General features: G+C 66.4%; 11 protein-coding genes. 5 read left to right on the top strand and 6 right to left on the bottom strand.

The window, feature by feature from the left end:
• Window positions 1-2 precede the first annotated feature (2 nt).
• The 4 genes from MNAB215_RS26855 (at window position 3) to ppc (ending at window position 5263) form a co-directional block, all read left to right on the top strand.
• Window positions 3-1250: a phosphoglycerate kinase gene (locus tag MNAB215_RS26855; RefSeq protein ID WP_077081475.1), complete on the top strand. Its 1248-nt coding sequence runs from the start codon at window positions 3-5 to the stop codon at window positions 1248-1250.
• Window positions 1247-2032, top strand: a complete 786-nt coding sequence (gene tpiA, locus MNAB215_RS26850) for a triose-phosphate isomerase (RefSeq protein WP_077081474.1) — start codon at window positions 1247-1249, stop codon at window positions 2030-2032. The genes MNAB215_RS26855 and tpiA overlap by 4 nt, the downstream gene beginning before the upstream one ends.
• Window positions 2033-2177: 145 nt before the next feature.
• Complete coding sequence (secG, locus tag MNAB215_RS26845) at window positions 2178-2411, top strand: preprotein translocase subunit SecG (protein ID WP_077082371.1); 234 nt, start codon at window positions 2178-2180, stop codon at window positions 2409-2411.
• Between the two features lie 53 nt (window positions 2412-2464).
• A complete protein-coding gene (ppc, locus tag MNAB215_RS26840; RefSeq protein ID WP_077081473.1) occupies window positions 2465-5263 on the top strand; it encodes a phosphoenolpyruvate carboxylase in 2799 nt (932 codons plus the stop codon).
• Here ppc and MNAB215_RS26835 read toward each other — a convergent pair.
• Together MNAB215_RS26835 and MNAB215_RS26830 are read right to left on the bottom strand one after the other, a co-directional pair.
• Window positions 5260-6555 carry a cytochrome P450 family protein gene (locus MNAB215_RS26835; protein ID WP_077081472.1) on the bottom strand — a complete coding sequence of 432 codons (1296 nt, stop codon included), beginning with the start codon at window positions 6553-6555 and terminating at the stop codon, window positions 5260-5262. The genes ppc and MNAB215_RS26835 overlap by 4 nt on opposite strands.
• 3 nt (window positions 6556-6558) lie before the next feature.
• On the bottom strand, window positions 6559-6957 hold the full coding sequence (locus tag MNAB215_RS26830; RefSeq protein WP_077081471.1) for an ATPase: 399 nt from the start codon (window positions 6955-6957) through the stop codon (window positions 6559-6561).
• A gap of 682 nt (window positions 6958-7639) precedes the next feature.
• Here MNAB215_RS26830 and MNAB215_RS30620 point away from each other — a divergent pair.
• Window positions 7640-9853 (top strand): PPE family protein, encoded by a 2214-nt coding sequence (locus MNAB215_RS30620; RefSeq protein ID WP_077081469.1) that lies wholly within the window; start codon window positions 7640-7642, stop codon window positions 9851-9853.
• Between the two features lie 54 nt (window positions 9854-9907).
• On the opposite strand, the gene pgl is transcribed toward MNAB215_RS30620, so the two are convergent.
• From pgl to tal, 4 genes are read right to left on the bottom strand one after another with little or no spacing between them, the layout of a single operon-like run.
• Window positions 9908-10645, bottom strand: coding sequence for a 6-phosphogluconolactonase (gene pgl, locus MNAB215_RS26815; protein ID WP_077081468.1), 738 nt, complete (start codon window positions 10643-10645; stop codon window positions 9908-9910).
• Window positions 10642-11553: a glucose-6-phosphate dehydrogenase assembly protein OpcA gene (gene opcA / locus MNAB215_RS26810; protein ID WP_077082370.1), complete on the bottom strand. Its 912-nt coding sequence runs from the start codon at window positions 11551-11553 to the stop codon at window positions 10642-10644. The genes pgl and opcA overlap by 4 nt, the downstream gene beginning before the upstream one ends.
• Window positions 11550-13094 carry a glucose-6-phosphate dehydrogenase gene (gene zwf, locus MNAB215_RS26805; RefSeq protein ID WP_077081467.1) on the bottom strand — a complete coding sequence of 515 codons (1545 nt, stop codon included), beginning with the start codon at window positions 13092-13094 and terminating at the stop codon, window positions 11550-11552. The genes opcA and zwf overlap by 4 nt, the downstream gene beginning before the upstream one ends.
• Window positions 13091-14209 carry a transaldolase gene (tal, locus tag MNAB215_RS26800; RefSeq protein WP_077081466.1) on the bottom strand — a complete coding sequence of 373 codons (1119 nt, stop codon included), beginning with the start codon at window positions 14207-14209 and terminating at the stop codon, window positions 13091-13093. Before tal ends, zwf begins: the two co-directional genes overlap by 4 nt.
• Window positions 14210-14214: the final 5 nt, after the last annotated feature.

Genomic DNA, 14214 nt, shown 5'->3' with positions numbered 1-14214 from the left:
CCGTGACGGGATCCTCGCTCCCAACCCTGGAAAGCCTTCTGGCCGAAGGTGTTTCGAGCCGCAGCGTGTTGGTGCGTTCTGACCTGAATGTGCCGCTCGACGACGAGGGTGCGATCACCGACGCCGGCCGGATCATCGCGTCGGCGCCGACATTGCAGGCGCTCGTCGACGCGGGCGCCAAGCTCGTGGTCACCGCGCACCTGGGTCGCCCCAAGGGCGGCCCCGATCCGAAGCTATCGCTGGCGCCGGTCGCCGCGGCGCTGGGCGAGCAGCTGGGCCGGCACGTCCAGCTGGCCGGCGACGTTGTCGGCCCCGACGCGCTGGCCCGCGCCGAGGGACTGACCGACGGCGACGTCCTGCTGCTGGAGAACATCCGCTTCGACCCGCGCGAAACCAGCAAGGACGACGGCGAGCGGCTGGCCCTTGCCCGGCAGCTTGCCGAATTAGTCGGGCCGACAGGCGCTTTCGTTTCCGATGGCTTCGGCGTGGTGCACCGCAAGCAGGCGTCGGTGTACGACATCGCCACCCTGCTGCCGCACTACGCCGGCAAGCTGGTCGCCGACGAGATCAAGGTGCTCGAGCAGTTGTGCAGCTCGACCAAGCGCCCCTACGCGGTGGTGCTCGGCGGGTCGAAGGTGTCCGACAAGCTCGGCGTCATCGAATCGCTGGCCACCAAAGCCGACAGCATCGTGATTGGCGGCGGCATGTGCTTCACTTTCCTTGCCGCGCAGGGATATTCGGTGGGCAAGTCGCTGCTGGAAGAGCACATGATCCAGACCTGCCGCGACCTGCTGGACACCTACGCCGACGTGTTGCGACTGCCCGGCGACATCGTGGTGACCGAGAACTTCGCCGCCGATTCGCCACCACAGTTCGTGGCCGCCAACGCGATCCCGGACGATCTGATGGGCCTGGACATCGGCCCGGGTTCGATCAAGCGCTTCGGCGCGCTGCTGGCGAACGCCGAGACGATCTTCTGGAACGGCCCGATGGGTGTGTTCGAGTTCCCGGCCTACGCGTCGGGCACCCGCGGGGTCGCCGAGGCGATCGTCGGCGCGACCGCCAAGGGCGCGTTCAGCGTCGTCGGTGGCGGTGACTCGGCCGCTGCGGTTCGCGCGCTGAAGATCCCGGACGACGCCTTCTCGCACATCTCCACCGGTGGTGGCGCCTCGCTGGAATACCTTGAGGGCAAAACGCTGCCCGGCATCGAGGTATTGGGCCGGCCGCAGCCAAACGGAGGAGACTTGTGAGCCGCAAGCCGCTGATCGCCGGCAACTGGAAGATGAACCTCAATCACTTCGAGGCGATCGCGCTGGTGCAGAAGATCGCATTCGCACTGCCGGACAAGTACTACGACAAGGTCGACGTGACGGTCCTGCCGCCGTTCACCAATCTGCGCAGCGTGCAGACCCTGGTCGACGGCGACAAACTGCGCTTGACCTATGGCGCCCAGGACCTGTCCCAGCACGACTCGGGCGCCTACACCGGCGACATCAGCGGCGCGTTCCTGGCCAAACTCGGCTGCACGTTCGTCGTCGTCGGCCACTCCGAGCGGCGCGAGTACCACAACGAGGACGACGCCCTGGTGGCCGCCAAGGCGGCCGCCGCGCTCAAATACGAGCTCACCCCGATCGTCTGCATCGGCGAGCGCCTCGAGGTCCGTGAGGCGGGCGAGCACGTCGGCCACTGCGAGAACCAGCTGCGCGGCTCGCTGGCAGGGCTCTCGGCCGAGCAGATCGCCAAGGTTGTCATCGCCTACGAGCCGGTCTGGGCGATCGGCACCGGCCGAGTGGCCAGCGCCGCCGATGCCCAGGAGGTGTGCGCGGCCATTCGCAACGAGCTTGGCACGTTGGCGTCGCCGCAGATCGCCGACACCGTGCGGGTGCTCTACGGCGGCTCGGTGAACGCCAAGAACGTCGGCGACATCGTCGCGCAGGAGGACGTCGACGGGGGCCTGGTCGGGGGAGCGTCTCTGGACGGGGAGCAATTCGCCATCCTGGCGGCCATCGCCGCGGGCGGGCCGCTTCCTTAGGTCGTGGGCGCCACCCGGTTATTAGGTGGGCCCTTCGTGGGCGGGCCGCTTCCTGAGGTCGTGGGCGCCACCCGGTTATTAGGTGGGCCCTTCGTGGGCGGGCCGCTTCCTGAGGTCGTGGGCGCCACCCGGTATGGTGGCCTTCATGGAATTGGGCCTGCAGATCACCCTGGTGGTGACGAGCATCCTGGTGGTGCTGCTGGTGCTGTTGCACCGCGCCAAGGGTGGCGGCCTGTCGACGCTGTTCGGCGGCGGTGTGCAGTCCAGCCTGTCGGGGTCAACCGTGGTGGAGAAGAACCTGGACCGATTGACGTACTTCGTCGTCGCGATCTGGTTTATCTGCATCGTCGGCATGGCCCTGCAGATCAAATACCGCTGAGGCACTGATCACTCGGCGGGCGGTGCGCGCGATCCGCCCCGATACTGGAATTCATGGTTGAGGTTCCCGATGCGCTGGCGCCGATCGGTGCTGTGCAGCGTACCCGCGTCGGTCGCGAGGCGACCGAGCCGATGCGCGCAGACATCCGCTGGCTTGGCACGATTCTCGGCGACACCATTCGCGAGCAGAACGGGGACGAGGTTTTCGACCTCGTGGAGCGGGCCCGCGTGGAGTCCTTCCGGGTGCGGCGCTCCGAGATCGACCGGGCCGAGATCTCCCACATGTTCGACGGCATCGACGTCCACTTCGCGATCCCGATCGCCCGGGCGTTCAGCCATTTCGCGTTGCTGGCCAATGTCGCTGAGGACATCCATCGCGAGCGCAGGCGCCACATTCACGTCGGCGCCGGTGAACCACCGCAGGACAGCAGCCTGGCCGCCACCTACGCGAAACTAGATCGGGCCGAACTGGATTCGGCCACGATAGCCGGGGCCCTCAAGGGCGCCCTGGTTTCCCCGGTGATCACCGCCCATCCCACCGAGACCCGGCGACGCACCGTCTTCGTCACCCAGCACCGGATCACCGAGCTGATGCGACTGCACGCGGAGGGGTACACCGAGACGGGGGACGGCCGCAACATCGAGCGCGAGTTGCGCCGCCAGGTCCTTACGCTGTGGCAGACCGCCCTGATCCGGCTTTCGCGGCTGCAGATCACCGACGAGATCGACGTCGGCCTGCGGTATTACCCGGCCGCGTTGTTCGAGGTGATCCCGCAGGTGAACGCCGAAGTCCGAGAGGCGCTGCGCGCCCGCTGGCCCGGCGCCGAGTTGCTGCCCGGGCCGATCCTGCAACCCGGCTCGTGGATAGGTGGCGACCGCGACGGCAACCCGAATGTGACTGCGGCGGTGGTGCGCCGGGCCACCGGCAGTGCGGCGTACACCGCGCTGGCGCACTACCTGACCGAGCTCACCGATCTCGAGCAGGAGTTGTCGATGTCGGCGCGGCTGATCAGGGTCACCCCGGAGCTCGCCGCGCTGGCAGACGCATGCCCGGAGAGCGCCCGCACCGACGAGCCGTACCGACGCGCGCTGCGCGTGGTCCGCGGTCGGCTGACCGCGACCGCCGGCGAAATCCTGGACGAGACACCGCAGCACGAACTCGACCTCGGCTTGCCGCCGTATGCCACGCCGGACGAACTGCGGGCCGATCTCGACACGATCGACGAATCGCTGCGCAGCCACGGCAGCGCGCTGCTGGCCGACGACCGGCTGGCCCTACTCCGAGAAGGCGTGCTTGTCTTCGGCTTTCACCTGTCGAGCCTGGACATGCGGCAAAACTCCGACGTGCACGAAGAGGTGATCAGCGAGCTGTTCGCCTGGGCCGGGGTACACCCGGACTATGCCTCGTTGCCCGAAGACGAGCGGATCGAGCTGCTGGTCACCGAATTGGGCACCAGGCGACCGCTGCTCGCCGAGCGCGCGGCGTTGTCCGACCTGGCCCGCAGCGAGTTGGGCGTCGTCGAGGCCGCGGCTTTCGCGGTCAAGCGGTACGGCCCAGCCGCGGTGCCCAACTACGTGATCTCGATGTGTCAGTCCGTATCGGACGTCTTGGAAGCCGCGATTCTACTGAAAGAGGTTGGGCTGCTTGATGTTTCGGGCCCGGAGCCCTACAGCCCGGTGGCCATCTCGCCGCTGTTCGAGACGATCGACGACCTGCACAACGGCGCGGAGATTCTGCATGCCATGTTGGAACTTCCGCTCTACCGGGCGATGGTGGCGGCCCGCGGTGACTGGCAAGAGGTGATGCTGGGCTACTCCGACTCCAACAAAGATGGTGGCTATCTCACCGCCAACTGGGCCGTATACCGGGCCGAGCTCTCGCTGGTCGAGGTGGCACGGAAAACCGGAATCCGGTTGCGGCTCTTCCACGGTCGCGGCGGCACGGTGGGCCGCGGGGGCGGCCCCAGCTACCAAGCCATCCTGGCCCAGCCGCCCGGAGCGGTGAACGGCTCGCTGCGCCTCACCGAACAGGGGGAGGTCATCGCGGCCAAATACGCCGAACCCGAGCTGGCGCGGCGCAATCTGGAAAGCCTGGTGGCCGCCACGCTGGAGTCGACACTGCTGGATGTGGAGGGTCTCGGTGACGCGGCCGAGCCCGCCTACGCGGTGCTGGACGAGATCGCCACCCTGGCACGACACGCCTACTCCGAATTAGTGCATGACACACCGGGTTTCGTCGAGTATTTCAAGGCTTCCACACCGGTCAGCGAGATCGGTTCGTTGAACATCGGCAGCCGGCCGACGTCACGTAAGCCCACCGAGTCGATCGCGGACCTGCGGGCGATCCCCTGGGTATTGGCGTGGAGCCAGTCGCGAGTCATGCTGCCCGGTTGGTATGGCACCGGGTCGGCGTTCGAGCAGTGGATTGCCGCAGGACCGGAAAACGAGCGAGTCCAAGTCCTACACGACCTCTACGAGCGTTGGCCGTTCTTCCGCAGCGTGCTGTCGAACATGGCGCAGGTGCTGGCCAAGAGCGATCTGGGCCTGGCGGCACACTACGCCAGGCTGGTGGCCGATGAATCCTTGCGGCGCAGGGTATTCGACAAGATCGCCGACGAGCACCAGCGCACCATCGCCATGCACAAACTGATCACGGGTCACGACGACCTGCTCGCCGACAACCCGGCGCTGGCGCGGTCGGTGTTCAACCGCTTCCCATACCTGGAGCCGCTGAATCACCTGCAGGTGGAATTGCTGCGCCGCTACCGCTCCGGTGACGACGACGAATTGGTGCAGCGCGGAATCCTGTTGACGATGAACGGATTGGCAAGCGCGCTGCGAAATAGTGGTTAGGCGCTGACGTAGTCGACCAGACACGGGCCTCGCGCCCGGGCCACGCCACCGATCTGGGCGGGGACGGGTTGCGGATGTGACGTCCAGCGCGGCGTCATCTGATAGTCGCGCAGCAGCGCAGTGGTGGCCGCGGTGATGGCCGACAGCGAGAACGGTTGGGCCGGGCAGGAATGCCTACCGTGCCCGAATGCCGTCACCAGCATGGGCGACGCCAGCGTGTGCTGCTCGATCAAGCGGTGACGGTTCCAGCGATCGGGGTCCCAGCGTTCCAGTCCGGGTGCGGCCGACGTGTTGAGCAGCGGCAGCAACGTCGCGATCGTCCAGCCCGGCGGCACCTGGTAGGTCACCTCGCCGGTGTCGAGACGGACCGGGGACAGCACGGCCCGGGTCATGATGGAGCGTTGCGCCAGCCGCGTGGACTCCAGCGCGCACCGCTGGGCGAAGTCGGCGACGCCTGCGCCGCCACCGCGAATTCGGGCCAGCTCAGCCGGGTGCTCGAGGAGATCGACCAACGCCCAGCCGAGCGCGGCCGCCAGGTTCGACATGGACGCGACGTGGATCAGCGCGACGTCGAGTGCGATGCCGCGGAGCCGGTCGTCCTGCTGCTCCGTTGACCACGCGTCCACGATCCTGCCGAATAGCGCCTGATTGTCCGTGTCGCCGGCGTCGAACCGGCGCACCGCGGCGGCGACGATATCGGCGACCTCGTCGAGCGCGGCCCGCTCCGCGCGCTTGTCCGTCGCTGCCACCTCGGCCATCCGATCGGGGTGCACGAACGCGTCGGCGCCGTCCAGTGTGTCGAAGGCCCGCACCAGACGCTCGAAGTCCGCGCCGTCGCAGCAGCCGGGTCCCGCCCACGAGGCCAACCCCATCCGGTGGCCGAGTTGTCGCATCAGATCGAAGACATCGACGGTGCCGGCCGATTCGAGGTCCGTCTGGTCCAGCGCCCGGTCCAGGTTGGCCAGATAGCCGGCCACGTCGTCGCGGCGAAACAGCGTGCTCGGCAAGGTACGACGTCCGGCGAAGATGTCGTCGGGGAGCTTGCGCCGCAGCATCAGGTAGTCGGCGACGCCCTTGCTGGCGGACTCCTCGGGCAGCGCGTAGAAGGACTCGACGCCGGCGGGCGAGAAGGTGAACAGGTAGCGGTCGGCCCCGCTGTGGACGGCGAAGGTGTCACCGCATCGGGCCCGGGCGGCGGCAATGGTGGCGACGGCGTCACTGACGGGCAGGTCCCACGGCAGGCCGGTTCCCTCCGCATAGGGCGGAGCGGGCACCGGGTCGGCGCCTGCCACGAATTAGCCCGGCATCCGAGTCCGCAGCCGGTCGATCACACCGCGCACGGCATGCTCGGTCGCCGACAACGGCGACATCATCGTCTCGCCCACGCTGACGATGTAGTCGATCCGTTCGACGATGGCCTCGACCGGTGTGACCAGCGCGATGAGCCGCTTGGCGAGCTCGTCCAGACTTTCCAGCGTGCCTTCGAGGTGGTCGAGACCACCTTCCAAGCGTTCGACCGTGGCGTTGAGTCGCGTCAGCGAGCTGCTCAGTTCGTTCATGGTCTTGCCCAGGCCGTCGAGCACGTCTTCGACCTGCTCCACCGTCTTGTCGGCGTTGAGCGCCGCCTGGGTCAGGGTTTTGATCCGGTTTCGCTCAGGACCGCCGCGCACGGTTCTGTCTGCCATGACGGTAATTATGACCGCAACTCAGCGGAAGGAAACCATTACAGGTTGCTGGCGGTTTCCCGTTCGAGCAGCCACAGCGCGGTGTCGTCGGCAACGATCCACCGGCACACTGTCGCCGTCCGGAACAAGCAGGGCAGCAGCGGCACCCCACGTATTGCATCATGGGCTGCCCGGCGTGAGTTCGAGCACCGAAAAGCGTTGCGCGCCAAGATCAAATGGCGGACCGGATGCGAAGGACACATCAACCGCCTCAAACGAAGCTCACTGACCGATCCGAACGGTGAGCCGTGTGGTTTCCGAACTGGACCCGCGTTTGTCTACCGGAGACGGGGTTGCCCGAGCGGCGCGGCCCAGGAAGCGAAACATCCGCTCGCCCATCGTTTTATTCCGGATTGATCCCTGGCCGGCAGCCGCCGCTGCTTCATCCGAATCTCAGGTTGAAACATGTGGCGTGGAGCACTATCTTAGGTTCATTTCAGACAAGGGTTTTGCCGTTTCGCCAGCTCCATAGACCGCGGCCACCCGCAGGTGCCGAAGAAGTGTGCGAGCGGTCGCGACCGAACAGGGGGTCACGATTGACCACCTTTCGGTATCGCCAAATATCTCTTCAATCCGGAAACATGGCGGTAATCTCGCCGACAAATCACCACGCTTGACTGCCAAACAATCGGACAAAGAGAGATAAACAGGCATGGACTTTGGGTTGCTGCCGCCGGAAGTCAACAGCGGGCTGATATATGCCGGGCCTGGGTCGGCGCCGATGCTCTCCAACGCCGCCAGCTGGGAGGCACTGGCTGCTCAGCTGGAGTCCACTGCGGCCGGCTACTCGTCGACGGTCGCGCAGCTGACGGGACAGGCGTGGGCTGGCCCGTCCTCGGAGCTGATGACGGCCGCGGTGACCCCCTACGTGGAGTGGCTGCAGGCCAGCGCCGCTGCGGCCGGGCAGACCGCCGCCCAGGCCTACGGGGCGGCCGCGGCCTACGACGCGGCGTATGCGATGACCGTGCCCCCGCCGCTGATCGCGGCCAACCGCGCACAGTTAATGACGTTGATCGCCACCAATTTTTTGGGGCAAAACACTCCGGCGATCGCGGCCACCGAAGCCCAATACATGGAGATGTGGACCCAAGACACCATCGCTATGTACGGGTATGCCAGCGCTTCGCAGGCCGCGACCACCCTCACGTCGTTCGGCCAGCCACCGCAGACCACCAACCAGAACGGGCAGATGGACCAGGCCCGCGCGGCGGCTCAATCCGTCGGGAACGCCACCGGCAGCCGCGCCAATTCTCCTTTACAGCTCGCCTCGAGCACCACCTCTCAGCCAACAACTCCCGCCCAGAGCACCGTCAGCGCCGGGACCACCAACAGCACGAACACCACGCTTAGTACCACCAATAGCGCGCTGAGTACCACCAACACCACCAGCATGACCACCCCCACCACCACAATCAGCAACAACATGACAGTCACCAGCGGCTACGTCGTCAGCTCCGGCCAAACCGTCGAAGTCCAAAACGGCGTCACCATCGATGTCGCATCCGGTGGCACCATCGACGTCCAATCCGGCGGCACCCTCATCGTCGACTCCGGCGCCACGATCGACGTCCAATCCGGCGGCACCCTCGTGAACGCCGGCACGCTCACCAACGCCGGCACCGTCACGGTCGAATCCGGCGCCAACCTCCTCAACACCGGCACCGTCTCCGTCAGCGGCACGCTCACCAACGCCGGCACCCTTACCAATATCGGTACCATCACCGTCAACTCCGGTGGCACCCTCGAAATTCAAGTCACCGGCACCCTGACCGACTCCGGTACCATCACCGACTACGGCGCGCTCACCATCGACAACAGCGAATTCGGTTCCATCGACTCCGGCGGTACTCTCACCCTCAACTCGGGCGGTACCATCACCGTCGAACCTGGCGCCACCCTCACCGACACGGGCACCCTCATCCAGTCCGGCGGCAGCCTGACCGTCGACTCCGGCGGCACTCTTGAAATCAGCCCCAGCGGCTATCTGTCCCTCGACGGTGGCACCCTGACCAACAGCGGTACCTTGAACGTCGACTCCGGCGGCTATCTGGCCATCAGACCCGAGGGCACCCTGGTCGACTCCGGTCACATCACCATCGAGGCCTACGGTGGCAACATCACCAACGCCGGCACCATGACCGTCAACCCCGGCGGTACCGTCGACATCCAGGTCGGCGCCTATTTCACCACCGAGGACGGTGCCACCCTCACCAACTACGGCGGCATCACCGTCGAGAACGCCGGCACGTTCAACTGCTACGGCGGCGTCGCGGACTACGGCACCATCAACATTCAGTCCGGCGGCAACTTGTACGGCTTGGGCAATGGGTCCTACATCATCGAGTCCGGTGGCACCCTCACCGACCAGAGTGGCGGTGGCATAACCCTTTACGACAGTAGCGCACTCACAGTCCAATCCGGCGGCACCCTCACCGATTCCGGCACCCTCACCGACTGGGGAACCCTGACGGTCGCGAACGGCGGCACCCTCACCGAGAACGGTTTCCTCGACGTCAATTCCACCTTCACCGATGCCGGCACGGTGACCCTCAACTCGGGTGGCAGCGTCGTGGTCGAATCCGGCGCCACCGTGACCGACTCCGGTATCTTCACCGATGCCGGCACCGTCACCGTCGACTCGGGCGGCACCTTCCAAGTCACCTCCACCGGCACCTTTACCATCGACACCGGCGCGCTCACCGTCGATTCTGGGGGCAGCCTGCCCGTCGCCTCGGGCGGCGTCCTCAGCGTCGGGACTGGCGAAACCGTCACTGTCTCCTCCGGCGGCTCCTACGGGGCTACCGGCATCACCGGTCAGGTCGTCATATCGCAAGCGACGGACCCAGCGTGGCACAACACGTCATAGCCGAATTGCCTGAGCTACCGCAATTTTGACCGGAACTCGGTGTGGGGAAAGCCACTACAGCTTGCCGGCGGCGTCCTTGTCGAGCAGCCAGAGCGTGGTCTCGAGCCCGACCGCCCCAGCGGCCGGGATCGACACCGGCGGCGCGCCGCCGAGAGCGGCGGCCACCGCGTCGGCCTTACCCGCCCCGGCGACCAGCAGCCAGACCTCACGCGAACGCCGAATAGCGGGCAATGTCAAGGTGATTCGCTGCGGTGGCGGCTTGGGGGAGTCGTCGACCGCGACCACGGCGTGGTTGGTCTCCAGGACGGCGGGCGTGTCCGGGAACAACGAATTGATGTGGCCCTCGGGCCCCATGCCCAGCAGATGGACGTCGAAATTGGGTACTTGCTCACCGGGCTCGGCGTTGGCCGCCAGCAATTGCTCGTAGGCCAGTGCCGCGGCGGCCAGGTCGGCTCCGAATTCGCCGTCGCTGGCGGCCATGGGATGCACCTGGCTCGACGGGATGTCGATGTGATCGAGCAACGCCTCACGGGCCTGCTTCTCGTTGCGCTCGCCGTCGTCCTCGGGCACGTAGCGTTCGTCGCCCCAGAACAGATGCACCTTCGACCAGTCGATCAGCTCGGAGTTTCCGGCGAGGTACTTGAGCAATCCGATGCCGTTGCCGCCGCCGGTCAGCACGATCAGGGCCCGTCCCCTCGCTGCCACCGCCGCCTGGATGGCGTCGACCAGTCGTGCGCCCGCGGCCTCGACCAGGGCATCGCTGTCCGGGAAGACCTCAACGACGTTGCTCATGCGTATTGCACCTTGTCGATCCCTTCGAGGGCGGCGAAGTAAATGGCATCAGCATCCAGCCGCCGCATGTCTTCAGCCAGGCACTCACGAGTTTCCCTGCGCGCCAACGGAACCAGGGCATCCGGGCGGCCGGTTCGGCTGATCGTGGCCGTGGTGCCCTCTTGCGGCCGGCTCAGCGTGATGGTCTCGGACTTGCGTTCCAGCTCGACCTTGAGTTCGCCGACGACCCGGCGGACCGGACCGTCGATGCGGCTGGCCAGCCAGCCGGCCAGCACGTCGAGAGCGGGTTCGTTCTGCAGACCGGACACCAGCGCCGACTCGATCGGCTCGTGCGGCTTCTGGTCGACCGCGGAAACCAGCAGCGCCCGCCAGTAGGTGATGCGGGCCCAGGCGAGATCCGTATCGCCGGCGGTGTACCCGGAAAGCCGGCTCTTGATGGCCGCCGGTGGATCCTCGCCGTTGGTCGCATCGGTGATGCGCCGGATTGCCAACTTGCCCAACGGATCCTGCGCGGGTACCGCCGGGGCGGCGCACGGCCACCACGCCAGCACTGGGATGTCAGGAAGCAGGAACGGGGTGACGACGCTTTCTGCGTGGTCGGCCAGCGGCCCGGACAGGCGCAGCACCACGACCTCCCCGCCGCCGGCGTCGCTACCGAGCCGAATCTGGGCATCAAGTCGCGACTCTGTGGCATCGGCGCTTCCGGACGCCACAACGATGACCCGGCTCGGGTGTTCGTGAGTGGCGGCGTTGGCCGCTTCGATCGATTCCTCGAGCAGGGTGTCGTTGTCGGTCTTGATGATCAGCGTCCCGACTCGCCCCATCGTGACGACGCCGGCCTCCTCGCGCAGCGCGTCGAGCTTCTTGTTGACCGCGGTGGTGGTCGTGTCCAGCAACTCGACAATCATGGTCGCCGCCATTCCCGGCCGGTCCGGTGCAACATCTCAAAGGCCGACGCGGGCCCCCAGGTGCCCGACTCATACGGGTCGGGCTTGCCGTGTGTTGCCCAATGGTTGAGAACGGGATCGAGTATCTGCCAAGCCAATTCGACCTCCGCATTCACCGGGAACAGGGAAGGCTCGCCGAGCAGCACATCCAGGATCAGCCGTTCGTAGGCCTCCGGTGAATCCTCCACGAACGCCGAGCCGTAAGAGAAGTCCATGTTGACGTCGCGAACTTCCATGGCGCTGTCGGGGACCTTCGAACCGAACCGCAGTGTGATTCCTTCGTCCGGCTGCACCCGGATGACGAGGGCGTTGCTGCCGAGTTCGTCGGTCATGGTGGCGTCGAACGGCAGATGTGGCGCGCGCTTGAAGACCAATGCGATCTCGGTCACCCTGCGGCCCAGTCGTTTTCCGGTCCGCAGATAGAACGGCACGCCGGCCCAGCGGCGGGTGTCCACTTCGAGCGTGATGGCGGCGAACGTCTCGGTGACGGAGTCCTTGGCGAAGCCTTCCTCGTCAAGGAGGCCGACGACCTCTTCGCCGCCCTGCCAGCCGGCCGCGTACTGGCCCCTGCTGCTGGTCTCGTCGAGCGGCTCCGCCGGCCGGGTCGCCGAGAGCACCTTGATCTTCTCGGCCTGCAACGCATCGGGAGTGAAGCTCACCGGCTCCTCCATCGCGGTGAGCGCCAGTAGCTGCATCAGGTGGTTCTGGATGACGTCGCGCGCGGCACCGATGCCGTCGTAGTACCCGGCACGTCCGCCCAGGCCGATGTCTTCGGCCATGGTGATCTGCACGTGGTCGACGTAGTGCGCGTTCCAGATCGGATCCCAGAGCTGGTTGGCAAATCGCAACGCCAGGATGTTCTGGACCGTCTCCTTGCCCAGGTAGTGGTCGATGCGGAACACCGACTCCTCGGGGAAGACGGAGTTCACCACGTGGTTGAGATCGCGTGCGCTGTCCAGGTCATGGCCGAACGGCTTCTCGATGACGACCCGGCTCCACCTGTCCTCAACTGGTCGGGCCAGGCCCGAGGAGTGCAGCTGTTCGCAGACCACCGGAAACGACTTGGGTGGGATCGCCAGGTAGAAGGCGTGATTCCCGCCGATGCCGCGCTCGGCGTCGAGCTTCTCCAGCGTCTCGGCCAGTCGCCCGAAAGCGGCCTCGTCGTCGAACTCGCCTCGCACAAAACGTAATCCGTCGGCTAGACGCTCCCACACCGCTTGGCGGAACGGAGTGCGACAGTATTGCTTGACGTCGTCGTGAATGACCTGAGCGAAGGCGTCGTGATCCCAGTCGCGACGGCCGAATCCGACCAGCGAGAAGTTCGGTGGCAGCAACCCGCGGTTGGCCAGGTCGTAGATGGCCGGCACCACTTTTTTGTGGGCCAGGTCGCCGGTGACGCCGAACAGCACCAACGCACACGGCCCCGCGATCCGGGGCAATCGCTTGTCGTCTTTGTCGCGCAGTGGATTACTCCACTGCGCGGCATCAACGCGCTTGCTCATTTGTCAGCGGAGCTCAGTTGCTTCTGTGTCTCGGACAGCAGATCGGTCCACGATGCGACGAACTTCTCCACGCCCTCGTTCTCCAGAACCAGGAAGACATCCGTCAAGTCGACGCCGATCGCCGACACCTTGTCGAATACTTCCTGCGCCGCCGCGGCCGTGCCGGTGATCGTGTCGCCGGTGATCACCCCGTGGTCGGCGACCGCGTCAAGTGTCTTCTCGGGCATGGTGTTTACCGTGTTGGGCGCGACCAGCTCGGTGACGTAGAGGGTGTCGGAGTAGTCGGGGTTCTTCACGCCGGTGGACGCCCACAGCGGGCGCTGCACCCGCGCTCCGTCGGCCTGCAGGCCCTGGTAACGCTGGCCGCCCTCGAAGACCTCCTGGTAAGCGGCGTAGGCCAGCCGGGCGTTGGCGACGCCGGCCTGGCCGCGCAGCGCAAGCGCGTCTTCGGAGCCGATCTTCTCCAGGCGCTTGTCGATTTCGGTGTCCACGCGGGAGACGAAGAACGACGCGACGGAGTGGATCTTGGACAGGTCGTGTCCCGCCTCGCGGGCCTTCTCCAAGCCGGCCAGGTAGGCGTCCATCACCGCGCGGTGCCGCTCGACCGAGAAGATCAGCGTGACGTTGACCGAAATCCCTTCCGCCAGAACGGCGGTGATGGCCGGCAGGCCGGCCTCGGTGGCGGGGATCTTGATCAGCAGGTTCGGCCGGTCGACGATCTTCCACAGCTCGATGGCCTGCGCGACGGTCTTCTCGGTTTCGTTGGCCAGCCGCGGGTCGACCTCGATGGAAACCCGGCCGTCGACCCCGCCCGAGGCCTCCCACTGCGGGGCGAGCACGTCGCACGCGGTGCGGACATCGTCGGTGGTGATGGTGCGAATGGTGGCGTCGACGTCGGCACCGCGCTCGGCGAGCTCGGCGATCTGGCCGTCATAGGAGTCGCCGTGGGCGAACGCGGCCTGGAAGATCGACGGGTTGGTGGTGACGCCGACGATGCTCTTGGTGTCGATCAGCTCCTGCAGGTTGCCGGACTGCAGCCGCTCGCGCGACAGGTCATCCAGCCACACGGATACTCCCGCGGCGCTGAGCGCGGCGAGGTTGGCGTTCTGAGTCATACGAA

Source organism: Mycobacterium numidiamassiliense (assembly GCF_900157365.1).
Classification (GTDB): Bacteria; Actinomycetota; Actinomycetes; order Mycobacteriales; family Mycobacteriaceae; genus Mycobacterium; species Mycobacterium numidiamassiliense.
The sequence above is the reverse complement of the archived record's forward strand: the minus strand, read 5'-3'. Positions and strand labels throughout refer to the sequence as shown.